Origin of the sequence: Amycolatopsis thailandensis (assembly GCF_002234405.1) — a bacterium.
Lineage (GTDB): Bacteria > Actinomycetota > Actinomycetes > Mycobacteriales > Pseudonocardiaceae > Amycolatopsis > Amycolatopsis thailandensis.
The window spans coordinates 1-22242 of the sequence record NZ_NMQT01000046.1 but is presented as its reverse complement, the minus strand read 5'-3'; the positions used below and the strand labels follow the sequence as shown (position 1 = coordinate 22242).

Below are 22242 nucleotides of genomic sequence, written 5' to 3'. Positions count from 1 at the left end.
CGCCATCGGTCAGGAAAGCTTGTTGCCGACGAGCTTGACGAGGTCGGCGAGGCGGTTGGAGTAGCCCCACTCGTTGTCGTACCAGCCGATGACCTTGACCTGGTTGCCGATGACCTTGGTCAGCGGCGCGTCGTAGATGCAGGACGCCGGGTCGGTGACGATGTCGGCCGAGACGATCGGGTCGTCGCTGTAGCGCAGGATGCCGGCCAGGGGGCCCTCGGCGGCGGCCTTGTACGCGGCGTTGATCTCCTCGAGGGTCGCGCTCTTGGTGAGCGTGACGGTGAGGTCGGTGGCCGAGCCGGTCGGGATCGGGACGCGCAGCGCGTAACCGTCCAGCTTGCCCTGCAGCTCCGGCAGGACCAGGCCGATGGCCTTGGCGGCACCGGTCGAGGTCGGGACGATGTTCAGCGCGGCGGCGCGGGCGCGGCGCAGGTCCTTGTGCGGCGCGTCCTGCAGGTTCTGGTCCTGCGTGTACGCGTGGATGGTGGTCATCAGGCCCTGCTCGATGCCGAACGAGTCCTGCAGGACCTTGGCCAGCGGGCCGAGGCAGTTCGTGGTGCAGGAGGCGTTCGAGATGATGTTCTGCGAGCCGTCGTACTTGTCGTCGTTGACGCCCAGCACCACGGTCAGGTCCTCGCCCTTGGCGGGCGCGGAGATGATGACCTTCTTCGCGCCGCCGGCCAGGTGCGCCTTGGCGGCGTCGGCGTTGGTGAAGAAGCCGGTCGACTCGACGACGACGTCCACGCCCAGGTCGCCCCAGGGGAGGTTGGCCGGGTCGCGCTCGGCGAGGGCCTTGATCGTCTTGCCGTCGACGACGATGCCCTCGTCGCTGACGCTGACCTCGCCCGGGAAGCGGCCGAGGATGGAGTCGTACTTCAGCAGGTGGGCCATGGTGGCGACGTCGCCGAGGTCGTTGAACGCGACCACCTCGATGTCGTGACCGGCGGCCTGCACGGCCCGGAAGAAGTTGCGGCCGATGCGGCCGAAGCCGTTGACACCTACGCGAACCGTCACTGCTGCCACTCCCTAGAGACTCGTCCGGGATCGCCCCGGTAAGACGTCCTTTACTCGGGCGCAACCCTAGCGTGCGTGCTCGGGTGACCCTCTTTGCCCTGACGAGACTTCCACCACTCGGTGGGTCAGGTCAAGAATCGATTAAGTGCGTCGCTACCAGGACGTCTTGGGAAAACTCTCAGGTTCGTTGTGCTAGCCGTCGCTCCAGCGGGGTCCGCATCCGTGGCGTGACTCGCACCTCTCCGAACCACTCGGCCAGGTGGTTCGCCTCCGTCTCGACAGCCCGTTCGACCTCCGCGCCGACGTCCTCCAGGAGGTGATGGACGACCTCGCCGTCCGGGCGTTGCGCCCAGCCGCCGACGATCCGGCCGTCGGCCCAGACGGTCGGGCCGATGTTGCCGGTGCCGTCGAACAGCGGCGCGCGGTGCGGGCCGAGGTACCAGTCCCGCTCGATCCAGCCCATCGCCGCCGGGTCGAGGGACGGGAGCAGCGCGACCCAGGGCGCGGGCTCCTCGACCGGCTCCAGATCGTCGGCGAGCACCACGCCGGGGACGCCGTCGAGGTCGACCTCGATCGGCTGAACCGCGGCGAGGGCCTTCTTCGTCTGTCCGACCGTCCAGCCCGTCCACCACCGCAGGTCCGCGACGGGCGCCGGCCCGTAGGCGAAGAGCCACCTGCGGGCGAGCTCGGCCCTGGCCTCGTCGGCGTCCCACTCGGCGAAGCCCTGGGGCAGCCAATCCCCCATCGTGGCCCAGTAGTGCTGGCTGCTGATCCAGCTCCCGCGCGGGCGGCCGCGGACGATGCGGCCGTCGACCGCGAGCTGGAACAGGACCCTGCTGGTGACGTTGGCGATCGCCTCGTACGGCTTCCCCTTCGCCATCAGAAGTTGCTGCCTGAGACGTGGCTCGTCCTGGGAGAGCTCTTGTGCCGTGGCGGAACCACGGGCCTTCAGCGCGCGCTCGGTCGCGTCCTCGACCTCGGCCAGCCAGCGGTCCGGCTCGGGCACGTTCTCCGGATGTCCCTGCGTGCCGAGATGCTGTTCGAGCAGGCGGCGCTGCTTCTTGGCGATGTCCGCCGAGCACGCCGCCTGGACCAGCGCCGCGTTCTCGTGGCCGACCACGAAAACGGTGCGGCGCATGCCAAGCATGCGGATCAGCGAACGCTCGTCGTAGAGCGCTCGCTCCACGTCCGCGACGCCTTCGCGCTTGAGCCGGGCCCACGTCGAGAGATGGACCGTCGCCGGGTCCGTGGCGTGCAGCGCGACGACCGCGTCCGCCACGGCGTGCACCGACTCGGCGGGCGTGGCCAGGTGATGGCGCGCGGCGAGGCGGGCGCGGCGCTGCCGGACGTCGATCTTCGGGGTCACGGATCGTTCCTACCACCGGGCCCCGACAAAACCGGTCCCGAGCGGCTGAAGGACGCTTTCCCCGCATGCGACGTGGGGAAAGCGTCCTTCACCGCGTGAGACGCGGGGAAAGTTCCCTTCAGCCCGCCCTGGACCTCACTGCCGCTCGAGCTCGAACACCGGGATGACCCGGCTGGTCTTGCTCTGGTACTCGGCGAACTGCGGCATGACCGCGGACTGCCGCGCGTAGACGTCTTCGCGCTCGGAGCCGGTGAGCACCCGCGCGCGGACCGGGAAGGTCTCGGTGCCGAGCTCGACCTTGGTGTCGGGGTGGGCCACGAGGTTGTGGAACCACGCCGGGTTGTCGTCGGCGCCGCCCTTGCTGGCGAAGATGTAGATCCGGTCGCCCTCCAGGAGCGGGACGAGCGGCGCGATCCGCTCTTTGCCGGACTTCGCGCCGGTGTGGTGGACGAGGACCAGCGGCATGCCCTCGAACATGCCGCCCGCCTTGCCGCCGGTCTCGCGGAACTCGGCGATCACGTTGCGGTTGATCTCGTCGAAGTCGAAATCGATCGTTTCTGCCATGGATCCGATCGTATGGCTCACCGGGTGACCGTATCGATGCCTGAAATAGCCATGGGCATACCCGTTTGTCGCACTATCATCGGTCTCATGGACCTCTTGGCCGAAACCCTCGCCGTGGGCGGTGTCCGGGGCACCGCCGGAGCCCGGATCGAGGGATCCGGGCCGTGGGGCATCCTCTGGCACCGCATCGCCGGCGCGGCCTTCTACGCCATCACCTGCGGGACGGCCTGGCTGGACCTGCCAGGCCATCCACCGCGGCAGCTCATGCCCGGCGACGTCGTCCTGCTGCCGAACGGCCAGGAGCACACTCTGCGCAGCGCCCCGGACGCCCCGGTCATTCCCCAGCTCTGCACGGTGGCGGAGCGGGCACGCAAATGCGGCGGCGTGCTGCGCCTCGGCTCCGGGGACGTGCAGACCCATGTCCTCGGCGCGTCCTACGACTACGACCCGGCGGTGTCCACCCAGGTGCTCGCCACCTTGCCGGACGTCGTGCACATCCGCGCGAACCGCGGCGGCGACGGGCTGGACGACACCGTCCGCCTGCTGTCGCGGGAACTGGCGGGCCCGCAGATCGCCACGGACTTCGTCCTCAACCGGCTCGTCGACATCCTCCTGGTCCAGCTGCTTCGCGTGTGGCGGACCGAGAAACCGGCCGAGGCGCGGGGAACCTGGCTCGGCGTCCTGGGCGACCCGTTGGTGAGCGTGGCGCTGGTCAAGATCCACGAGGATCCGGCGAGGCCGTGGACGACCGACCTGCTCGCGGCGGAACTGGCGACCTCGCGCAGCACGCTGACCCGCCGTTTCCGTGAAACGACCGGCCGGACTCCCGGCGACTACCTGACCCAGTGGCGGATGGACCTCGCCGCGGTCCGGCTCCGCGACACCGACGAAACGGTGGACAGCATCGCCCACTCGGTCGGCTACACGTCGGTGTTCGCGTTCAGCCGGGCTTTCCGGCGCGCCCGGAACGAAGCCCCCGGGCAATACCGCACCTCGGCCCGCGCGGGGCTCAGGACGGTCGGGTGACCGGAACGACGTCCAGAAGTTCTTTCAGACCTTCGAAATCCTGCGGATTGGTGGTGTACAGCGGCATCCGGTGCGCGATGGCCACGCTGGCGATCATCAGGTCGGCCACCCGGCGCCGGGGTGTCCTGCCCATCGCGAGCACGGACGCCGACACCCGGCCGAAGATCCGGGCCGCTTCGGTACCGAAGGGCAGCGGGTCGAACTCCGACTCCACCCGTTGCAGCAGATCCGTGCGCCGGGCCCGTTCGGCCGGGTCGGCGGCATAGTGCGGGCCCGCGGACAGTTCGGCGAGCGTGATCGTGCTGATCGACATCAGGTCCGGCAGCTGGGCATGATCGATCGTCCGGCGCAGGATCAGGATGTTCGTGTCGAGCAGGCCGTGGACCTCAGCGGCCATAGGGATCGTCCGCCTCCCCTTCGAGAGCGTCGTCGAGGTCCGCGCGGAACCTGTCCGGGTCGATGAGCGGAGCGTTCGCCGAGACGGCGGCGAACTGGTCACGGGAAACGGCGTGCCGCCGACACAGCGGGACCAGCTGGGCGATGGGCGAGCCGCTGCGGGTCACGGTGAAGCTTTCACCGTGCTCGACCGCGTCCATGATCTCGCCGGACCGGTTCCGGAGATCACGCTGGGAGATCTCGTGCTGAACGCTCATACGCACATCTTAGCGCCCTGTGCCCCACAGTGCCACTCTGTGCCACACCCCCCTCAGGCCAGCTCTTCCTCCGGCTCGGGCTCCTCGGTAGGCCGCGTGAACAGCCGTGTCGCCGAAAGCCGCGCTACGCCGTCCGGGTCCCCGAGTTCGTCGGTCGCGTTCCGGATCGTCGCGTCGACGGACAGGTACTTGCGGCCCGCCCGCAGATCCGCGTCGTTGCGCAGCCGCACGATCAGCGGGAACTCGCTCAGCGCGCCGGCGTCGAACAGGCCGGTGGTGTAGATCAGCTGGACACCCAGCGCCTCCGCGACCGCGCGCTGCAGCTCCAGCAGATACCCGGCCGACGCGCGGCCGATCGGGTTGTCGAGGAACAGCACGCCGGAATGCCGGTTACGTGCCTTGCCGCGGTTGTTCGCCCGCAGCGCCGCCAGGGTGCAGTACAGGATGATCGCCGCGGTCAGCTGCTGCCCGCCGGAGAACACGTCCCGGATCTCGGAAACCCGCTGCCGTTCGGTCCGCAGCACGGAGTCCGGTTTCAGCATGTCGACCCGGAATCCCTTGGGAGCGGCGGCCTGCACGCCGCGCAGCACGAGCGAAAGCCCGTCCCGCTTGACGTCCCGGCCGTCCGAGGTCTTCCCCACCGCGGCTTCGTCGACGACCTCTCCCAGCTTCTCGGCGAGCACGTTCTCTTCGAGTTCGGTGAAACGGATCCGCAGGAACTCCTGACCCGACCAGTCGCCGAGACCGTCCGGCAGCCGCGAAACCCGTTGCGCCGCGCGGAGAGTGCGCAGCGCGCCGTCGACCATGCCCTGCAGCCGGGTGATGATGCCGCCGCGGTGCCGGTCGATCTGCGCGAGGTCGTCGGTGAGCGTGCGCAGCCGCGGCCGCAGTGCCTCGGCCCATTCCGCGGCGTGGGCGGGCAGCTGGTCGCGGCGAACCGAGATCACCTGCTGGCGCACCGGCGTGGAGAGCTTCTCGAACCGCTTGTCCGTGGCGTACTGCGCGAGCTGATCGGCCGCGGCCCGCACCCGGCGGTCGCCCGCGTCGGCGGCGTCCTGCGCCTCGGTGAGCGCACTGTTGAGCCGGGAGTGCTTGGCCCGCGCGGATTCCACGTCGCCGTCGAACGCCACCTCGTCATCGTCTTTGGAAAGCAGGTGCGCCATGGACTCGGCCAGCAGCCCGAAGCCGGACGCGGACGTCTTCGCGGACTCCAGTGTCGCTTCGGCGGCGGCGCGGCGCTCCTGGAGCTCTTCCCATTTCCGCGCGGCGGCGGACACTTCGAGGCTGGCGTCGTCGATCAGCGCCAAGCCGTGCTCGATGTCCTTCGGCCGCGCGTCGGAGGAGATCGCGGCGAGGGCCGACGGCTGCTCCGGGAGCTGACTCAGCTCGGCCTTGCGGGTCGCGACGAGACCGACGATCTCGGTGCGCTCCTCCTCCAGGACCGCGACCGCGCGGTTCGCCCGCGCTTGCGCGGCCGCCCGCGCCGAAGCGTCGGAACCGTCCGGCGTCTCCAGCAACGTCGAGGCCCGTTCGCGGACGGCGTCGTCCAGCGCTTCGAGGGCCGCCCGCGCGGACGCCTCGACACTCTCGGCCTGATCGAGCTCGGCCCGGAGGTCGCTGCCGACCTCGACCTTCGCGTACGCCTCGGAAGCCGACGCGAAAGTACGCCGCAACGCGTCCACCGGTTCGGCGGGCGCGGGGTCGTCCTCGCTGACGTCACTCGATCCGGGCACCTCGGCCAGTTCCGACTTCGCCGTCGTCGCCGTACGCCGGTGCCCGTCCGCGGTGCGCTGTTCCTCACCGGCCTGCTCACGCAGCCTGGACGCCTTCACCGCGGCTTCGGACGCCGTCGCCTCGGCCCGTTCGGCGGTCTCCGTCGCGCGCTCGACGTCGTCCGTCCACTCGGGGATCTTCGTGGCGCGCGTGGCGAGTGTTTCCAGGCCGCGGGCGCGCTCCCCCGCCTCGGCCGAAGCCGTGCGCAGCTCGGGAACCCGCTCCCGCAACCCGGTCGCCTTCTCACCGAGCCGCTGGAACTCCTTTTCCGCCTGGTCCAGCGCGGTTCGCGCGGTCTCGTGCGCGGCGCGCGCGTTCTGCCGCTGCTCGGCCAGGGTCGCGATGCTGCCGGGCGGGTAGTCCTCGCGCCAGGTCTTGAGTTTCCACGAGAGCGCGCTGTCGTCGGCCAGCGCCGCCGTCAGCGCTTCCAGACGGCGCTGCCGTTCCGCGTGCCGGAGCGCGATCGCCTCGCGCTCGGCGTCGGCGGCCTCCTCGTCGTACATCGCCGGATTGGGCGGCACGAGGAACTCGATGCCCGCCTCACCCGGCAGGCGGTCGGTCGTGGTGGCCTCGGTCGTGGCCACCGGGATGATCGTGCTGGGCAGCAGCCGCCGCTCCGCCAAGACCTTCTCGGCGAGCCGGACCTGCTCCGGCTCGTTGAGCAGGATCCCCGAGACCAGCTGGGGCGCGCGGGCCAGCACGGCCGCCCGCCGCTTCTTGTCCAAAGTGGACAGATAGCGCCAGCCGGACCACGCGTTCATCCCGGCGGCTTCCAGCGCGTCCAGCGCGGCCTGGACCTCTTCGGGAGCGGGCAGGAGGCCGCCGGAACCGAGGGCGTTGAGCGCGCGCTCGTCGACGGATTCCTCCATCCGCAGCGTGGTCTGTTCCTTCTCTGCGGCCGAACCCGCCTCACGCAGGCGTTCCAGCAGCACCGGGAGGTCGGTCTCCAGCGCGACGTCGTCCGCGCCGAGGAGTTCGCTCAGCCGGGGTTCGACGGCGAGCGCGTCGGTGCGCCGGTTGGCCCTGTCGAGTTCCTCGGCCGCGCGCTCCAGCCTGTCCTTTGTGGACCCGGCGAGCCGGTGCGCGTCGTTGACGGTGGCCTGCGCGGACCGCAGATCCTCTGCCACACGTTCGAGTTCCTGCTCACGGCGGACGAGTTCCGCGGCGGTCGTCTCGGCCTCGGTCCGGGCCGCACGCGCCGCCTCGGCGACGTCGGCCCCGGCCTTGAGCGCGCCGGACCGGACGGTTTCCGCGATCTCCTCACGGATCTCGGCGATCCGCGCCCCCAGGCCGCGGGCTTCCGCCCGGCGCGAGGCCGCGAGGTTCGCCGACTCGTCCCGTTCGGCTTGGGCCTTCTCCGCTTCGGCGCGCAGGGCGCCGACGTGGGCTTCGGCCTTCGCGGCCTGCTCGGTCGCGTTCTTGGCCAGCGCCAGCAGACCCCTGGCGAGCGCGGCGGCCGCGGTGTTGCGCGCTTGGAGCGCGGGCTGCGCCTTCTGCTCGCGATTCCCTACTAGTTCCCGGAAATCACGGGCCTTGCGGGCGGCGTTGAGGTGGTTGAGCACGGTGGCGCATTCACGCCAGGCCTCGGCGGCGGTCTTGGCCTCGGCCAGTTCGCCGTCGATCCGCTTCTTGCTCTCCTGAGCCTCGTCGAGCCGCAGTTTCCCGACCAGGCGCCGGAGTTCGGTGACCCCGGCGGTGAGACGGCGATGATCGCCCTCGGCCAGCTTCTCGGCGGACTTCACCTCGTCGACGTGCTGCTCGAGACCGCTCAGCCGCTCGTTCTCCAGCTTGTCGCGGGCGGTGACCTGACCGGCGAGCGTCCGCATCTCGGCGCGGGCCGCGTCGGCGAGTTTCCGCGACGCGGCGGCGACGCCTTCCTCCTCCGCCAGCGGCGTGAGCAGGTCGAGCGCCCCCGCGACGAAATCCCGCTCCGACAACAGATCCCCGCGCTGGGCGAGGTTGTGCGCGTAGGTCGCGACGACCTCGGCGAGGTCCTTCGGCTCCTCTTCCGAGAGGACAGCGCGCAGCAGGAACTCGACGAACGCCTCGTCGGTGCTGAACGCGAAGGCGTCCGCCGCCTCGCCCTCACCGGCGTTCATCGCGCGCTGGTACCGGAAAAGCTCGGTGTCGAGGCCGAGGCCGTCGAGCCGGGACGTCCATTCGTGGTGGCGCCGGGTCCAGAACAGCTCCAGCTCCGGCTCGCCGCCGTGCACCTTGTCGAGCTGGTCGTGGAAGCCGGACATCGTCAGCAGCCTGCCGTCCGACGTCAGCGGCAGTGTGTCGAGATCGAGCGACGGGGTGGGGCGGAAGCAGTACCAGGAGTCGACGAGGTTTTCAGAGTCCGCCGACACGACGTGCCCGCGCCATTCCGACACCTTGCCGGTGATCACGCGGTGACCGGTCTCGACCTGGAGCCACTCCAGCACGACGTGCGAGACGTCCTTGGCGGCGACGAACTTCTCCAGCACCTTGGTGTTGGTCGTGCCGACGACCTGACGGCGGCCGGGCAGCATGACCGAGAAGATCAGCTTGATCAGGACGGATTTGCCACCGCCGTTCTCCAGGAACAGCACGCTCGCCGGCGACGGCCGCCGCGGCGGCCCCTCCCCCGCCAGGTGGATCCCGGCGCTGAACAGCGCGTCCTGCTTGGGCGCGGTGATGGCCGCGCCGACGCCACTGAAGTCCAGCACGACGTCCTGGTACCGCGCGCCCGCCGGACCCACCGAATGCAGGCGAACCCTCGAAAGCTCGTACATCGACTCCCCTTGTTTAAAGCGTGTCCGACGCGGCCGAGCGCAGCGTCCCGCCGCCATTGGCGACCGAGACCACGTTCAGCTCCAGCAGATCGTCGAAAGCCGCGTCGGCGGCGAGTTCGCGCACCTGCACCTGATAGCGCGGTGTCGTGCGGTAGGTCCCGCCCTGTTCCCCGCTGACCTGGACGAGAAAGCCTTGGTCGGCGAGGAAACGCAGCGCCCGCGCGACCATGCCGCGAGTGGTGTCCGACGCCAGCCTGCCGTCCTTGGTCGCCGCCGCGGCCGGACGACGGGCGTAGGCACGCCAGGCCTGTTCGAGTTCGGGCGCGTCGGCCAGCGGGTCGTTGTTCGCCTCGGCCTCCGCCGCGCGCTCGTCGAGGATCCGGCAGGCCTCGCGCACCATCGCGTCCACCTGCTCGACGCTGACGCGGCCGATGTAGGTGTCGTTGGCGAGGTCGTCCGGGCGCGGATAGCCGAGCGCGGCGGTGGCGAGGTGGACGAGCCCGTGCAGCACCTTTTCGGTCTCACGGCGTTCGCGGATCTTGCTCTGCCGCGCGTAACTGTCCATCTTGATCTCGAAGACGGACTCGTCGGTCGCGGCCAGCACGGCACCGGCCTGGAGGTTGACCTCCAGCACCATCAGCCCGAGCCCGGCCGCGACCGCGTGCGTGAGCTGCTTGAACGCCCTGTCCTCGCCGTAGCGCCGGACGAGGTCGCCGTAGACGACGTCCCGAGACGGCAACTGCTTCGGGCGCATGCCGAACGAGACGAGCCGGGCCGCGGATTCGACGTCCCCTGTAGAAATGCCCGTCGTCACGCGACCTCCTCCTCTTCTTCGTGGCGATCGACCCTGGCCGACGAAAGCAGCAGATCCGCTCCGCCGAACTCGGGGTCTTCGAGCAACGTGCCGTCGTCGACGGCCAGCAGCACCTGGCGCTCACCCAGCCGCAGCGCCGCGCCGACCTCGGGACTGTAGGCGTGCACCGCCCGCAACGCGACCAGAGCGGGCAGCCGGGGATCGATCAGCCGGGCCTCTTCGAGCAGCCCGGACAGCCGTCGCGGCACCTCCGGCAGGTCGAGCAGGTCGTCGGCGAGCCGCCACTGCTCGTCGCCGAACTTGTCGGTGACGTCGGCGGGCATCAGCTCGGGTTCGGGGATCTCGCCGACCAGCTGGTCGCGTTCCGGCGCCGGCCGCAGCAGCAGCGACACCAGCGAGGACAGCGACGGCACCGTCGGCGGGGAGATCCCGGCGCCGGCGTGGAAGAACGATTCGGCGGGCGCGACGGCTTGGGCGATCGGCAGGCCCAGCGTCGGCAGCAGGAGCTGGCCGAACAGGTCGATAGTCGCGCGCTGCGGCGGCCCGGAGAACTGCTGGCGGTCCTGTTCGGCGCGGAACACCGCACCGGCGTCGGCGAGCCTCGACTGGAGCCGCGTGTGGCGGCGGATGCAGTCGCCGACGATGTCGACGAGTTCGGCGGCGCGGCGTTTGCGATCGAGGTCCTCGGTCTCGTCCCTCGACGCGGTGATGTTCTTGAGGATCGCGTTCTCGGCGCGGAAACGGGACTCGATATGGGACAGCGCCTGGTCCAGCAGGTCCGGGACCTCGCGCTCCCAGTCGACCGCTCGCACGTCACGCCGGGTGGCGTCGAGTTTGGCGCGCAGGGTCTCGCCGTACTGGACTGTCCGGTAGCGGGCCTGTTCGGCGGCGAGCTTGGCGTCGGCGAGGCGGCCGCGGTTGATCAGGTTCTCCAGTTTGACCTCGGCCGCGATCTGGGCGGACTCGACGTCGGTGTCCAGCGCGCCGACGAGCACGTTGATCGCCTCGTCGGTGGCGCGCAGGTAGACCTCGCCGTCGGGCGCTGCCAGCTCGACCAGCAGCTTGAAGTCGAACTGACGGCGCTGGTAGCCACCACCGGGACCGATGGAGCCATAGACGCGCCGGAACCCGCGATCGGTGGTGCCGACGTTGATCAGGTTGTCCAGCACCCACCGGGCGACCTTGGCGTGCTCGTCCGGCGTCCGGCCCGGCGCCTGGAGCGCGACGAAGGGCAGCAACCGCGTGATCACCTGTTCGTGGTCGGCGCCGGTGTCGAAGTCCATCGACACGGTGACCTGGTCGATCGTGTGCAGGGCGATCTCGGCCATCTGGTAGATCGTGGCGTCCGCCCAGTCCAGCTTCGCCTTGCGCGCGTCGAGGTCGTGCAAGGGCGCGGTGCAGGCCAGCGCCTTGAGGCGGCGGGTCAGCCCCTCGTCGGCCAGCCCCATCCCGGTCAGCTCGTCGTCTCGCACAGCAGGCCAGGCTAGTCGCCGCCCCCGACACCCCGCACGGGTGACCGGGGTGCCCGGCCCTCCGGGCGGCGGTAGCGTCTGGTTCATGCGTGAAATGAGCCGGGACGAATGGTGGGCCTTCGCGAGCGAGGGCACGCGGACGGGCATGCTCGGCCTGGTCCGCGCGAACGGTGCGGCGATCGTGACGCCGGTGTGGTTCCTGCTGAACGAGGGCCCCGACGGGGACGAGCTGATCTTCACCACCGGTACCGACACCCTCAAGGGGAAAGCGCTGCGGCGCGACCCGCGGCTCTCGCTGGCCGTCGACGACCAGAAGCCGCCGTACTCGTATGTGCAGTTCACCGCCGAAGCCGTGTTGCACAGCGACTACGACGAGATGCTCGAATGGGCGACCAGGCTCGGTGGCCGGTACATGGGCGCGGATAAGGCCGAGGCCTACGGCAAGCGCAACGCCGTACCCGAGGAGTCCTTGGTGCGGGCCAAAATCGTGAAGGTGATCGCGCGGGCCGACATCGCCGGCTGACGCTCCCCTCTCTCCGTCGCATTCAGTCCTCTGGATGCGGTACTTGCGCGTGCAACTACCGCATCCAGAGGACTGAATGCGTTCTATTGAGAGGCAAGGCGAAGGTGGCGAGTTGTGAAAGCCACGTTCGCAACCTTGAACGTTGCGAACGTGGCTTTCACAACTCGCCACCTAGCCTCAGCTGATCACCCCGGGCGCCGGTCCGTGAAGGCCTCCTTGAGGGACCCTGGGTCCCTCAAGGAGGCCTTCACGGACTAGGACACGGTTGCCTTTCCCCTCAATAGAGCTGCCGCGTGTCCCGCTGATCGCGACGCCGGGCAACACGCTCCGTGAGTGTCTTCGTCGACTATTGACACGAAGCACCCGCTGGTGTGTGATCTGAACCATAGATAGGAAAGTTTCCTAACTAAAACATTCCCTCGCCGGGTCCAGCCCCGGTCCGCCGTTGCACCTCCCGTCCCCCACTTCACGCATGGAGGCTCCAGTGGCACCCCGACCACCGTGGCGCGCGCTTGTGACGTGTGCCGCCGCGACGGCGATGACCTTCGCCGTCCTGCCGGCCTTCCCCGCCGGCGCGGCACCGACAGACCACGAATCCGAAGCCGCGACGATCTCCCAGGGCGCCGTCGAGAAGAACCACGCGGGCTATTCCGGCACCGGGTTCGTGAACTTCGACAACGTCGTCGGCAGCTATGTCGAGTACACGGTGAACGCCGCGCAGGCCGGAACCCAGACACTGACTTTCCGCTATGCCAACGGAACCACGGTCGACAGGCCGGTCTCGCTGAGCGTCAACGGCACGTCCGCCGGGACACTGTCCTTCCCCGGCACCGGCGCGTGGACCACCTGGAAGACCGTCACCAAAGACGTCGCGCTCGCCGCCGGGGCCAACAAGATCCGCACCACCGCGACGACCGCGGAAGGCGGTCCCAACGCGGACAAGCTCACCGCGAGCGGAGTGTCCGACGCCGAAGCGCCGACCCCGCCCAAGAACCTGGCCGCCAAGGACGTCAAGGCCCGGAGCGCCACCTTCACCTGGGAGGCCGCGACCGACAACGTCGGCGTGGTCCGCTACGACGTCATGCGCGGCGGCAACGTCCTCAAGAGTGTCGACGGGAACACGCTCACCGCGACCGTCGACAACCTGCAGCCGAACACGGCCTACGACATCTCGGTCGGCGCCTTCGACACGGCCGGAAACCCTTCACAGCAAAGCAATGTCGTACAGTTCACGACGCCGTCCAGCGGGGACACCACCCCGCCGACCGTGCCGGGGAACCTGCGCTCGACGTCGGTGACCGCGAACAGCGTCTCCTTGGCGTGGAACGCTTCCACGGACGACAGCGGCACCATCGCCGGCTATGACGTCTATCAGGGCACCGCGAAGGTCGCCACGACGCCGTCGCTCGACGCCACGATCACCGGGCTGACGGCGAACACGTCGTACACGTTCACGGTGAAGGCCCGCGACCTCGACGGCAACGCCTCCGCCGCGAGCACCGCGTTGACCACCAAGACGAGCGGGAACGCGGGTGGCGGGATCCCGGAGTACGACAAGGACGTCACGAAGGTCGACCTCGCCTGGTCGGTCGGCTTCCTGCCGGACGGCAGCGCGCTGGCGACCGAACGGGACCGGTTCGAGATCCTGCGGATCACGCCGTCGGGCGAGAAGACCACGGTCGGCAAGGTTCCCGGCGCGGTCGGCACCAACGGCGAGGGCGGCCTGCTCGGTATCGCGATCTCACCGAACTACGCCACCGATCACGCGATCTACCTCTACCACACGGCTTCCGACGACAACCGGATCGTGAAGATGACCTACGACAACGGAAAACTGTCGTCGACGTCGACGCCGGTGCTCACCGGCATCGCGAAGAACCGTTACCACAACGGCGGACGGATCCGCTTCGGCCCGGACGGCAAGCTCTACGTCACCGCCGGCGACGGGCAGAACAAGGACACCGCGCAGAACAAGGGTTCGCTCAACGGGAAGATCCTGCGGGTCAACCCCGACGGTTCGGCGCCGAACGACAACCCGTTCTTCTCCACCGGCGGCAACGCCCGCTACGTCTGGAGCTTCGGGCACCGCAACCCGCAGGGGCTGGCGTGGGACTCGCGCGGCCAGCTGTGGGCCTCGGAGTTCGGCGACGGCAAGCTGGACGAGCTCAACCTGATCCAGAAGGGCGGCAACTTCGGCTGGCCCCAGTGCGAAGGCACCGACGGCAGCTGCGGCGGCACTGTCGCGCCGAAGAAGACCTGGCCGACCAGTTCCGGCGGGCCGAGCGGGATCGAGATCGTCAACGACTGGATCTACGTCGCGGCCGTCACGAGCGAGCAGCTCTTCGCCACCCAGATCAACGCGGCGGGCAACGGCGTCGGTTCGGTGCAGTCGCTGTTCTCCGGCCGTTGGGGCAGGCTCCGCTCGGTCACCAAAACCCCGGACGGCGGCCTGTGGGTCACCTCGACCAACGCGGACAAGAACGGCGGTACGCCGAGCGGGATCGACAACGTGGTGGTGCGGCTGAAGTTCCCCGGCGGAGCCCAGCCGGGAGCGTTCAAGCTGGCCAGTTCCGCGTTCGCCGACAACGCCTCCATCCCGGACAAGTACACCTGCGCCGGTGACGGCACCGCGGGTCAGGACACTTCCCCGCCGCTGGCGTGGGGTGCCGGGACCACCGGCGCCAAGGGATACGCGATCGTCTTCGCCGACGTGGCCGACAACGGCAACAAACTGCACTGGGCGATCTGGGACGTCCCGGCGTCCGCGGCGTCGCTGCCCGAAGGCCTGGGAACGGGCTACACCGTCCCGAACCAGAACGGCGCGAAGCAGAAGGCCATGGGCAGCGGGGCGAACACGCAGAAGTACTTCGGCCCCTGCCCCGGCGGTTCCAGCCATCCCTACACGTTCACGCTCTACGCGCTGAACACGGCGACCGTGCCGGGCTTGTCCTCGTCCTCGACGATGGCGCAGATCGAGACGGCGATCAAGAACGCCTCGACGGCCAACGTCAAACTGCGCGGCAACTCCAAAGCCGCGTCCTGAGTCACGGCCGGGGTGTCCGGAGCGGCGCCGGGCACCCCGACCGTATCCAGTGTGAACTGGAGAGACGCCACCTCGTCCGGGATTTCCCGGCGGGGTGGCGTTTTCAGTAGGCTTCACCGGGTGAAGGACTGGACGTTCTGCCCGCGCTGCGGCGACCGGACGAGGCTCGCCGGCGAAGGCGAGGACACGCACGCCGAGTGCCCCGCCTGTGGCTTCACCAAGTACGACAACCCGCTGCCGACCACGGTTGGTCTCATCCTCGACGGCGACCGGATCCTGTTGCTGCGCAGGGAACACGAACCCCGGAAGGGCAGCTGGGACACCGTCGGGGGCTTCCTCGCCGGCGCCGAGACAGCGGAGGAGAACCTCGTCCGCGAAGGACTCGAAGAGATCGGCTGCGAGCTCCGGAACCTGCGCTTCGCCGGGTCATACTCGTCGGTCTACGGCGACACCGGCCTGAAGACGATCGGCCTCGCCTTCACCTGCGAGCTCCCGCCGGACGCGGAAATCGTGCTGTCGGAAGAGAATTCCGAATACGCCTGGTTCCCGTTGGCCGAACGCCCGCCGCTCGCCTTCGCCGACTGCGAGGCCGCGGCCGCCGCGCTCACCAGCCGAACAGGTTCCGCATGATCCGCGAGCAGCGTTCGGTCATCGCCGCCGCGTCCTGATCCGGCTGGTCGATCCACCAGCTGATCAGCGAATCGACCACCCCGGTCCACACCTGCGCGATCGCCTCGATGTCGCGGTCGTCGTCCAGCCCTCGCGAGTGCATCAGCTGGGCGGCACCGACCAGCGCGAACCCGTCGAGCCGGTAGCGATAGTCGACCGCGACCCCGGCGATCTCCCCGGTCGAGGGCACCGTAGGGTCACGGAGCAGCTTCCACGCGTACCGGTCGTTGTCGAACGTCCGGAAAATCGCCGAGAGCACCGCGAGCGGCATCCGCTCGGGCGGTTCACCCTCCTCCGCCATCGTCTCGGCGACCCCTTCGGTCAGCCTGTCCCCCGCCCGGTGCAGGCACGCGAGGTACAGCCCGTCCTTCGAACCGAAGTACTGGTACAGCAAGGGTTTCGTGACGCCGACCCGGCGGGCGATCTCCACCATCGACGCCCCGGCGTACCCGTTCTTGCCGAATTCCTCCGTCCCGGCGCGCACGATCTGGGTTTCCCGCTCTTCGCGGGGCACCCCCTTCGTGCCGACGGCCCTTGCTTCTGTCACGGCCGGTATCTTACCCTGAGGTAAATGACCCTAGGGTAAGTTACCTGAAGGTCAGATAACCGGGGGCGAGACAGGGAGAGGTGCGGTGGCGGATTTTCTTGCCCATCTGAGTGACCCGGTGCTGATGGCGACGCCGGTGTTCCTGCTGTTCGTCGCGATCGAGATCCTCGCGCTGCACGTGCTGGGCCACGACGACAACGTCATCGGCTACAGCGTCAAGGACACCCGGACCAGCATGTCCATGGGCGCGGTGGCGGTGGTGATCAACGGGGTCTTCCGCATCGTGATGCTGTTCGTGTTCGCCACGCTCTACGAACTGGCGCCGGTGAAGTTCAGCCCGCACGACTGGTGGACCTGGGTCCTGATGCTGCTGGGTCAGGAGATCGTCTTCTACGCCTACCACCGGGCGAGTCACCGCGTCCGGCTCATGTGGGCAGGCCACCAGGTCCACCATTCGAGTGAGCACTACAACTTCTCGACAGCGTTGCGGCAGAAGTGGACCCCGTACTTCCAGCTGCCGTTCTGGTCGATCCTCGCCTTCGCCGGCATCCCGCCGTGGATGATCCTCACCGGACTGTCGATCGATCTCGTCTACCAGTTCTTCGTGCACACCGAGAAGATCCGGAAGCTGCCGCGCTGGTTCGAGTACGTGTTCAACACGCCTTCACACCATCGTGTGCACCACGGCAGCGACAAGGAATACCTGGACGCGAACTACGGCGGCATCCTGATCATCTGGGACCGGATGTTCGGCAGCTTCGTGCCCGAGGGCAAGCGCCCGACCTACGGGCTGACCAAGAACGTCGAGTCCCACAACCTGCTCAAGGTCGGCTTCCACGAATACGGCTCGATCCTGCGCGACGTCCGCGCGGCCGGGTCGTGGCGGGACAAACTCGGCTACGTGTTCGGGCCGCCGGGCTGGCAACCCGCGAAGGAGCTGAGCCTAAGCGGTCCTCCGCAACGAGGGTGAGTTGTCGGGCCGGAGGCTTTCCAGCGGCGGCCGCTGCGTAAGGGCGACGTCGGTGAGCACGAGTTCCCGCTCGACGGCCTCCCCCGCTCCACGCCGGAACTGGGCGAGCGATGTCGACGGCGGCGCCGCGGAGATCACCCGGCCGCCGCGTTCCAGCCGGTCCATCAGGGTCAGCATGATCTGTGCGGCCATCCGCCCCAGAGCCTGGGTGCCCTGGTGACGATGGGTCCGGTAGCCGAGGTCGACCTGCGCTAGCGCGTCGAGCCCGTGCAGGTCGAGCAGGTCGATCAAGTGACCGACCTCGACGCCGTAGTGGGTGACGAACGGGATGCCTTCGAGCACCGCACGCCGCCCTGCGTATTCACCGGCGAGCGGCTGGACGAACCCGGCGAGTTCCGGCCAGTACATGTTGAGCAGCGGTCGGGCGACGAGTTCGGTGACGCGGCCGCCGCCGTCGGGTTCGGTACCCGCCTTCCCGACGAGCGAGCGGTGGTAGAAGCCCTTGACGTAGGCGATCGCCGGGTCGGTCAGCAGCGGCCCCAGCAGGCCGGTCACGTAGTCGGCGGTGAAGTCGCGGAGATCGCCGTCGACGAAGACGACGAGGTCGCCGGTGGTCTCGGCGACCCCTTTCCAGAGCGCTTCTCCCTTGCCCGGCAGGCTTTCCAGCTCCGGGAACACCGCGTCCTGCGCGACGACGTCCGCTCCGGCCGCCAGGGCGACCTTGGCGGTGGCGTCGGTGGAATGGCTGTCCACCACCAGGATCTCGTCCACCAGGGGGAAGCGTTCGACGAGTTCGCGCCGGATGGTGCCGACGATCGCGCCGACGGTCTCTTCCTCGTCGCGGGCCGGGATCACCACCGAAACCCGCGTCCCCTGTTTGGCGGCGACCAGGTCCGCCGCCCACCAGTCGCCCGCCCGGCTGCTGCGCCGGGTGAGCCACGCGTCAACCTCCGCCGATACCCGCATGGCTTCCCCTTCCCTCGAAGATCACCTCATCGGTGAGCTTCGAGGGAGGCTGTTTCCATCCGTCGTCACCGCGGAAACCGCCGCGTTACGCCTGCGGGGCGCAGGTTAACGACCAGAGCGGGACAGTGCGGCGGAGAGGACCTCGCCGGTCCGGCGCTTGGCGAGGTAGAACGCCGCCTCGTGCGGTTTCGCCCCGTTGTCGACGGTGTAGCCACTGTCCAGGACGCCGTCGGCTCCGGGGAACAGCGGGCCGAGGTCCGGTTTCGCGGCGACGAGATCGTCCCGGTCGGCCAGGTTCACCCAGCTCGCGACGCCGGGCGGGACGGACGGCGGTTGCGGGCGGGTCCGTTCGTAGACCACCGTGCGCAGGCCCAGCGGCGAACCCAGGGTGAGCAACAGTGGCAGCGGGCGGCCGTGCAGATGGGCGGCTTCGTAGGCGACGACCGAGCCGAGCGAATGCCCGATGATCGCTTCGGTCTCCGGGCCGATGTGCTCGGCGACGCGGTCCTGCACCTGTTTCCGGATCGTCTCGTCGGTGAGGTACAGCGTCACCTGCTTGAGTGCCTTGACCACCACGCGCTCGGCGAACGCCACCCCGAGCCTGGCGAACGGCCGCAGCCGCATCAGCGCGTTCAGCACCGGCCGGGCGGCCGCGCGGACCCCTTGAACCTCGTCGGAAGTCCCGCCGAGGTGGACCAGATCGGTTCGCGCTCGTTCCCGATCGCTTTCGCGGGACGAACGGGAGGCCGCGTTCCGGAGCCACTCCCCCGCCAGCGCCTCCGCGAGCTCCCACTCTTCGACGGTCAGCTCGTCGGCACCACCCTGCTGGCCGTCGCGAAGGAAGAGGTCACCGTAGAAGGCCATGCGCGCGTCGCCGGGCCGGGAGTCGCGCCACAGGGTGTCGGCCAGCGCGGGATCACCGGCGAGCCGGACCCCGCCCGCCAGGCTCGGCAGCCATTCCGCCTCGAGGGTGTCCGCGGACTTCTGCTCCTGGGCGATGCCGTGCACGAGGACGATCCGGGCCATGGCGCACAGTATCGCCGAAGTGCTTGCCGGTGCACCGCCGATGAGACAAAGTGATCTCCGTGGGAGAGCGGAGGTCGTTGGTCGTCGCGTCGCAATGCGATTCGCTGAACCTTCTTTCGTTCCTCCCCGACGTCGGACACGACGTTTCGACGGCCTTGCTCGATCCCGGCATCGGCGGCTGTGTCCCCGCGCTCGCGGACGGCCGGGGACTGCTCGTCGACCCGACGATGGTGGAACTCGACGACGCGCTGGTGGAGGCGTTCGAACGCGCGTCGGAGGACGAGGCGACCCTTTTCCTGTCGCTCGTCGGGCACGGCGAGTACGCCGACGACGACTTCTACTTCCTCACCAAGGAAACCAGCCTGCCGGTGGACAGCCGGACGTCGTTCCTGTTCGCCCAGCGGATCAAGGAACTGCTCGGTCACTACTCGACGCTCGACGGTCTGGTCATCCTGCTCGACACCTGCCACGCGGGGATCGGCGCGGTCCAGGCGGGCAGACGCTGGTTGCGGATCGTCGGCGAAGCGGGCAGGCGGTTCGACCTGCTCACCGCGTCCGACGATCGGGTCGCCGCGAACGGCTGTTTCAGCCGTTCCCTGGTCACCGTGCTGCGTTCGGGGCACACGAGTTTCGGCGAGCACGTCCGCTGCGCGGATCTCAAACGGGTCATCACCGGGTTGTGCCCGGCACAGACCGCCGTCCATCTCGGCTTCGACGGCACCCGCGAGATCATCGGCGCGGATCAAGGCCTGTGGCTCGCGCTCAACTCCTCCCCCGCGTGGCGTCGTTCGCCGCTGGCCGGCAATCCCGCGGCTCCGGACATCGAGCGACTGACCGAGAACTACCGGCAGAAACCGGAACTCGGGGAGACCGTCGGGCATCTGCTCACCGGGGCCCGCCTGGTCGCGATCGCCGGAGAGGCCGGTGCCGGGAAATCGGCGACGCTGGCCGCGCTCGCCCGCCCTTCGGTGGCCGGATCCTATGTGCCGCCGGACTTCCTGCACGCCGTGCTGTTCGCCACCCGCGGGCAGACCGCCGAACAGCTCGCCCGGGAACTGGCCCGTCAGCTGCGGCACACGATCCCGTGGTTCGCCGAGTCCCGCGAGGCGTTCCTGAACGGTCTCGACGACAGCGCGCGGAACGGCGCAAGCGCTTTCGATCTGGCGATCCTCGGACCGCTTCGGACGGTCACTCCACAGTGGACGGACAGTCCGGTGCGGATCGCGGTGGACGGGCTCGACGAGCTCGACACGGTCGTCGCCTCGCGCCTGACCGGCTTCCTGCGCGGCCTGTCCGCCGATCCGGACCTGTCGTGGGTGAAGACGGTGGTGGCGACGCGGACTCCGGAGAAGCTGCCGTCCGCGACCGTGGTGCGCCTGATCTCCACGCCCGCCGTGGATCCGGCGATCCGGCCGATGGAACGAACCCGCCCCGGACCACGACCGTCGCACGACTTACCGGGCGGGGGTAACGGCGACTCACCGACGTCCCCGAAACTCACCCCGGCGACGCTGATCGTCGACGTCCCCGGCCGGGCTCCCGTCCACCACGAACTGTCCTACGGGTTCACGACGCTCGGCCGCAGCCGTCGCGCCACCCTCCAGCTCGGTGACTCGCGGGTTTCCCGGATGCACTGCGAAATCCGGTGGGACGGAACGACGGCGTGGCTGACCGACCTCGATTCCGCCAACGGCACCTTCGTCGACAAGCGACGGGTCCTGAACGCCGAGCTGGCGCATCGAGACGTGGTCCGGGTCGGCGACTCGACGGTCACCTTCATCAGCGTCGGCCAGGAAGAGGAATGGCCCGAGGCCGACGAGGACACCGGCTCGCTGCCCGCACCCCGGCCCGCACGGGCGGTCCTGCTGGACCTGCTGTGCCTCGCGGCCGGCCGCGGTCCGATCCCGATCTCAATCCTGACCGAGGCGAGCGCCCTGAGCGGCGGCCCGGACAAGGTGGTGCACGTCCGCGACGTCCTCGCCGGTCTCCGCACCGCCGTCCGCCGGACTCAGCCGGGTCTGCCGTCCGAAACCGTGCTGTGGACCGGCCCCCTGCCCGAGGTGACCCCGAACCTGCACGCCCGTCTGGCGGTCGCGATGTCGGAAATCGAACCGGCGACCGGGGACGACGAGCCGACGCCGGAACAGGCGTACGCGGCCACCAACGAAGCCGAGTTCCTCTGGCTCGCGGGTCTGCACGAGGACGCGCTCGCTTCCGTGGAGCGGCGGGCGTCCGGCATTCCGGTGGAGAACCGGGAGACCTGGGCGATGTGGGCGCGGCGGGCGGAGCGGGAACTCGGGGAGACGCATCGGATCACGCTGCGCTGCGAGGCCCGGCACGCGACTTGGACAGGCAAAGCGGGTGACCTGGCGGGAGCACTCGCACTGTTCGAGGCGCTGTCCCCGATCGCCGTCGACACGTTGGGCGCGGGTGACGAGGACGTACTGAGCATTCGCAACAACGTCGGTCATCTGCTCGGCGAACTGGGACGCCCGGAGGATTCTCGGGCCGCTTTCGAAGCCCTGGTCCGGGACGCGACCGGCGCGCTGGGCCCGAGCCATCGGGAGACCCTGCACGCCCGGCATCTCCTCGCGGTCGCGACCGGCAAGACCGGCGACGGCGCGGAATCCTTGCGGTTGAGCCGAGAGCTGCTGCCAAGAGCCAAGAACGCGCTGGGCGACGACGCGATCGTCATGCACGTCCGGCACAACATCGCTTTCTGGAGCGCACTGACCGAGGGCGCTCCTCCGGCGGTTCAGGAGTACGAACAGCTGTTGACCGAAGCCCGGGAACGGCTGGGCGACAGGCATCCCGACGTCCTCGATCTCCGATTCGGTCAGGCACTGGTTCGCGCCGAAGCGGGCCAGGTCACCGAAGCACTCTCGGAGTGGGCTCTGCTCTTGGAGGACTCCCTCGAGATCCGGGGCGAACGGCATCCGGAGACGGAGAAGGTCCGGGAACAGCTGGCGCACTGGCGTCCGCGGGAAGCTTGACCCACGCAATTAGTCCTCTGGATGCGGTACTTGCGCGTGCAACGACCGCATCCAGAGGACTAAATGC

The 22242-nt window shown here is 69.3% G+C and carries 17 protein-coding genes; 6 read left to right on the top strand and 11 right to left on the bottom strand.

The window, feature by feature from the left end; translation table 11 throughout:
* Positions 1 to 9: 9 nt before the first annotated feature.
* The 3 genes from gap to CFP71_RS13815 all read right to left on the bottom strand — a co-directional run bounded on the left by gap (position 10) and on the right by CFP71_RS13815 (position 2944).
* A complete protein-coding gene (gap, locus tag CFP71_RS13825; protein ID WP_093934256.1) occupies positions 10 to 1014 on the bottom strand; it encodes a type I glyceraldehyde-3-phosphate dehydrogenase in 1005 nt (334 codons plus the stop codon).
* A gap of 178 nt (positions 1015 to 1192) precedes the next feature.
* Positions 1193 to 2380: a winged helix DNA-binding domain-containing protein gene (locus tag CFP71_RS13820; RefSeq protein WP_093934255.1), complete on the bottom strand. Its 1188-nt coding sequence runs from the start codon at positions 2378 to 2380 to the stop codon at positions 1193 to 1195.
* A 135-nt stretch (positions 2381 to 2515) separates the two neighbouring features.
* A complete protein-coding gene (locus CFP71_RS13815; protein WP_093934254.1) occupies positions 2516 to 2944 on the bottom strand; it encodes a nitroreductase family deazaflavin-dependent oxidoreductase in 429 nt (142 codons plus the stop codon).
* Between the two features lie 87 nt (positions 2945 to 3031).
* On the opposite strand from CFP71_RS13815, the gene CFP71_RS13810 reads away from it, so the two are divergent.
* Positions 3032 to 3970, top strand: coding sequence for an AraC family transcriptional regulator (locus tag CFP71_RS13810; protein ID WP_093934253.1), 939 nt, complete (start codon positions 3032 to 3034; stop codon positions 3968 to 3970).
* Here CFP71_RS13810 and CFP71_RS13805 read toward each other — a convergent pair.
* From CFP71_RS13805 to CFP71_RS13785, 5 genes are read right to left on the bottom strand one after another with little or no spacing between them, the layout of a single operon-like run.
* A complete protein-coding gene (locus tag CFP71_RS13805; RefSeq protein ID WP_093934252.1) occupies positions 3954 to 4367 on the bottom strand; it encodes a type II toxin-antitoxin system VapC family toxin in 414 nt (137 codons plus the stop codon). The genes CFP71_RS13810 and CFP71_RS13805 overlap by 17 nt on opposite strands.
* Entirely contained in the window at positions 4357 to 4623 is a 267-nt protein-coding gene (locus CFP71_RS13800; protein ID WP_093934251.1) for a type II toxin-antitoxin system Phd/YefM family antitoxin, read from the bottom strand. The genes CFP71_RS13805 and CFP71_RS13800 overlap by 11 nt, the downstream gene beginning before the upstream one ends.
* A 53-nt stretch (positions 4624 to 4676) precedes the next feature.
* The gene (locus CFP71_RS13795; protein ID WP_093934250.1) at positions 4677 to 9152 is read right to left on the bottom strand and encodes a coiled-coil domain-containing protein; all 4476 of its coding nucleotides are present in this window, start codon (positions 9150 to 9152) and stop codon (positions 4677 to 4679) included.
* A 13-nt stretch (positions 9153 to 9165) separates the two neighbouring features.
* The gene (locus CFP71_RS13790) at positions 9166 to 9906 is read right to left on the bottom strand and encodes a hypothetical protein (protein ID WP_093934294.1); all 741 of its coding nucleotides are present in this window, start codon (positions 9904 to 9906) and stop codon (positions 9166 to 9168) included.
* A 56-nt stretch (positions 9907 to 9962) separates the two neighbouring features.
* A complete protein-coding gene (locus CFP71_RS13785; protein ID WP_093934249.1) occupies positions 9963 to 11414 on the bottom strand; it encodes a hypothetical protein in 1452 nt (483 codons plus the stop codon).
* A 109-nt stretch (positions 11415 to 11523) separates the two neighbouring features.
* Here CFP71_RS13785 and CFP71_RS13780 point away from each other — a divergent pair, with 109 nt between their 5' ends.
* The 3 genes from CFP71_RS13780 (at position 11524) to CFP71_RS13770 (ending at position 15634) form a co-directional block, all read left to right on the top strand.
* On the top strand, positions 11524 to 11961 hold the full coding sequence (locus CFP71_RS13780) for a PPOX class F420-dependent oxidoreductase (RefSeq protein ID WP_093934248.1): 438 nt from the start codon (positions 11524 to 11526) through the stop codon (positions 11959 to 11961).
* A 538-nt stretch (positions 11962 to 12499) separates the two neighbouring features.
* On the top strand, positions 12500 to 15004 hold the full coding sequence (locus CFP71_RS13775; RefSeq protein WP_208635953.1) for a PQQ-dependent sugar dehydrogenase: 2505 nt from the start codon (positions 12500 to 12502) through the stop codon (positions 15002 to 15004).
* A gap of 120 nt (positions 15005 to 15124) precedes the next feature.
* Positions 15125 to 15634: an NUDIX domain-containing protein gene (locus CFP71_RS13770; protein WP_093934246.1), complete on the top strand. Its 510-nt coding sequence runs from the start codon at positions 15125 to 15127 to the stop codon at positions 15632 to 15634.
* Here CFP71_RS13770 and CFP71_RS13765 read toward each other — a convergent pair.
* Positions 15609 to 16220 (bottom strand): TetR/AcrR family transcriptional regulator, encoded by a 612-nt coding sequence (locus CFP71_RS13765; RefSeq protein ID WP_244199666.1) that lies wholly within the window; start codon positions 16218 to 16220, stop codon positions 15609 to 15611. The two genes, CFP71_RS13770 and CFP71_RS13765, sit on opposite strands and share 26 nt — an antisense overlap.
* A gap of 85 nt (positions 16221 to 16305) precedes the next feature.
* Between CFP71_RS13765 and CFP71_RS13760 the strand changes: the two genes are divergently transcribed.
* The gene (locus CFP71_RS13760) at positions 16306 to 17190 is read left to right on the top strand and encodes a sterol desaturase family protein (protein WP_093934244.1); all 885 of its coding nucleotides are present in this window, start codon (positions 16306 to 16308) and stop codon (positions 17188 to 17190) included.
* On the opposite strand, the gene CFP71_RS13755 is transcribed toward CFP71_RS13760, so the two are convergent.
* Positions 17164 to 18156 carry a glucosyl-3-phosphoglycerate synthase gene (locus CFP71_RS13755; RefSeq protein WP_093934243.1) on the bottom strand — a complete coding sequence of 331 codons (993 nt, stop codon included), beginning with the start codon at positions 18154 to 18156 and terminating at the stop codon, positions 17164 to 17166. The two genes, CFP71_RS13760 and CFP71_RS13755, sit on opposite strands and share 27 nt — an antisense overlap.
* A gap of 105 nt (positions 18157 to 18261) precedes the next feature.
* Entirely contained in the window at positions 18262 to 19182 is a 921-nt protein-coding gene (locus CFP71_RS13750; RefSeq protein ID WP_093934242.1) for a hypothetical protein, read from the bottom strand.
* Between the two features lie 50 nt (positions 19183 to 19232).
* Here CFP71_RS13750 and CFP71_RS13745 point away from each other — a divergent pair, with 50 nt between their 5' ends.
* Positions 19233 to 22175, top strand: a complete 2943-nt coding sequence (locus CFP71_RS13745; protein ID WP_244199665.1) for an FHA domain-containing protein — start codon at positions 19233 to 19235, stop codon at positions 22173 to 22175.
* The last annotated feature ends 67 nt before the right edge of the window (positions 22176 to 22242 follow it).

Coding starts and splice junctions, on each gene's coding strand:
- CFP71_RS13815 (WP_093934254.1), bottom strand. CDS start 2,944: ATGGCAGAAACGATCGATTTCGACTTCGACGAGATCAACCGCAACGTG.
- CFP71_RS13810 (WP_093934253.1), top strand. CDS start 3,032: ATGGACCTCTTGGCCGAAACCCTCGCCGTGGGCGGTGTCCGGGGCACC.
- CFP71_RS13805 (WP_093934252.1), bottom strand. CDS start 4,367: ATGGCCGCTGAGGTCCACGGCCTGCTCGACACGAACATCCTGATCCTG.
- CFP71_RS13800 (WP_093934251.1), bottom strand. CDS start 4,623: ATGAGCGTTCAGCACGAGATCTCCCAGCGTGATCTCCGGAACCGGTCC.
- CFP71_RS13795 (WP_093934250.1), bottom strand. CDS start 9,152: ATGTACGAGCTTTCGAGGGTTCGCCTGCATTCGGTGGGTCCGGCGGGC.
- CFP71_RS13790 (WP_093934294.1), bottom strand. CDS start 9,906: ATGCGCCCGAAGCAGTTGCCGTCTCGGGACGTCGTCTACGGCGACCTC.
- CFP71_RS13785 (WP_093934249.1), bottom strand. CDS start 11,414: ATGGGGCTGGCCGACGAGGGGCTGACCCGCCGCCTCAAGGCGCTGGCC.
- CFP71_RS13780 (WP_093934248.1), top strand. CDS start 11,524: ATGCGTGAAATGAGCCGGGACGAATGGTGGGCCTTCGCGAGCGAGGGC.
- CFP71_RS13775 (WP_208635953.1), top strand. CDS start 12,500: ATGACCTTCGCCGTCCTGCCGGCCTTCCCCGCCGGCGCGGCACCGACA.
- CFP71_RS13755 (WP_093934243.1), bottom strand. CDS start 18,156: ATGCGGGTATCGGCGGAGGTTGACGCGTGGCTCACCCGGCGCAGCAGC.
- CFP71_RS13750 (WP_093934242.1), bottom strand. CDS start 19,182: ATGGCCCGGATCGTCCTCGTGCACGGCATCGCCCAGGAGCAGAAGTCC.